Source organism: Streptomyces aureus, assembly GCF_001418135.1.
GTDB classification, from domain to species: Bacteria; Actinomycetota; Actinomycetes; order Streptomycetales; family Streptomycetaceae; genus Streptomyces; species Streptomyces aureus_A.
This window is the reverse complement of record NZ_LIPQ01000706.1, coordinates 1-1,746: the sequence shown is the minus strand read 5'-3', so window position 1 is coordinate 1,746 and position 1,746 is coordinate 1. Positions and strand designations below refer to the sequence as shown.

At 74.5% G+C, this 1,746-nt stretch carries 2 protein-coding genes; both read right to left on the bottom strand.

Annotation, left to right across the window (positions count from 1 at the left end; all coding sequences use genetic code 11):
* Positions 1 to 566: GNAT family N-acetyltransferase (locus AOK00_RS36330; RefSeq protein ID WP_055604340.1), on the bottom strand; the 566-nt coding region annotated here is incomplete at its 3' end.
* A gap of 113 nt (positions 567 to 679) precedes the next feature.
* Positions 680 to 1,621, bottom strand: coding sequence for an NADP-dependent oxidoreductase (locus AOK00_RS36325; protein WP_055604339.1), 942 nt, complete (start codon positions 1,619 to 1,621; stop codon positions 680 to 682).
* Positions 1,622 to 1,746: the final 125 nt, after the last annotated feature.

Sequence of the window (1,746 nt, the reverse complement as noted above, 5' to 3'; positions counted from 1 at the left end):
GCCCCCGCCGCCGCGGACTTCGCCGCCCTCCACTCCGGGGCGAGGACCGACCAGACCTCCTCGTCGTGGCGCCGGCCCCGGTAGGGGTAACTGCCCCTCAGGACGGCGTCCCTGCTCATGCCGAGGCGGCGGGCCACCGCGATGCTCGGCTCGTTGTCGGAGGACACCACCCACTCGACCCGGTGGATCCCGCGTACCTCGATCGCCCAGTCGATGAGCGTCCGGGCCGCCCGGGTCACCAGGCCCTTGCCGACGCCCGCCGGCTCCAGCCAGCAGCCCGCCTCGGCCCTGCCGCTCCCCGTGTCGAGCTGCCGGAGGATCACCGCGCCGACGAGGGTGCCGTCGGACCAGATGCCGTGGATACGGCCCGAGTCGGCGGCCACCTTCTCCGCGTAGAGCCGGAGGAACGCCCGGCTCGACTCCAGGTCGGTGACCACGTCGGGAAGGCCGTTGCGCGCCCCGATGAACTCGCGTCCCCGGTCCATGTGCGCCAGGAACTCCTCGGCCTGCCACGGTTCGAGCGGGCGCAGCTCCGCGCCGTCGTCTCCCAGGGGTGTCGCGTACATCGTCGTCGCCTTCCAGGTCGGGACCGCCGCTCACGGCGGAGGGGTCGCCCCACCCTCCCCCACCACGCACCCGGAGTCACGGGAGTTAAGGGGAGCCACGAGAGCCCCATGAGTCACGGGGTCAGGATCAACTTCCCGCGCACGTGCCCCGATTCGCTGAGCTCCTGGGCCCGCGCCGCCTCCTTCAGGGGGAGCGTGTCGGCGAGCCGGACCGCGAGGGTGCCGGCCGCCGCCCCGCGCGCGTGGGCGGTGAGTCCGGCCCGTACGACGTCGGGGTCGCCCAGGACCCCGGAGAACACGATCCCGTACTTCTCCGCGTCCACGTCCGCGATCGTCACGATCCGCTCCTTCGCCGCCTCCTCCCCGCCGGACCCGCCCCCGCCGAGGAGCTCGATCGCGACCGGCAGCACACCGTGCCCGGCCGCGTCGAAGACCGCGTCGACACCGTCCGGGGCGGCGGCCCGCACCCGCTCGGCCAGGCCCTCCCCGTACGCCACCGGGATCGCGCCGAGTTCGCGCAGGTAGGCGTGGTTCGACTCGGACGCGCTGCCGACCACCGTGACCCCGGCGGCGACGGCGAGCTGGACGCCCACCGAGCCGACGACCCCCGCCGCGCCGTGCAGGAACAGCGTCTCGCCCGCCCGTACGCCGAGCAGGTCGAGGACCCTCTGCGCCGTCTCGCCGGCCACCGGGAGGCTCGCGGCCGCCGCCCAGGACAGCCCGGCCGGCTTCGGCGCGACGATGCCGGCGATCGCGTACTCGGCGTAGGCGCCGGTCTTCGTCCAGCCGAGGACCTCGTCGCCGACCGCCAGACCGGTGACGCCCTCGCCGAGCTCGTCGACGGTGCCGGCGAACTCCAGGCCGGGGACGGCGGGGAAGGTCGTCGAGTAGAACTCCTCGACCCAGCCGTGACGGCGCTTCCAGTCCACCGGGTTGACCCCGACGGCCGCCACCTTGACGCGGACCTCGCCGGGACCGGGCTCCGGTACGGCGACACCCGCCGCGTGACGCAGCACCTCGGGACCGCCGAACTCCTCGTACACGATCGCTTCCATCTCAGCCTCCACAGCCGCCCGTTCACTTCGACGGGACCCAGCCTGCGGCCACGGCCACCCCCTCCCCGCCCTCCCAACGGCCAGTCCCACCTGGCCGAAAAACCGGCCCCCCCCCACCCCCCCCC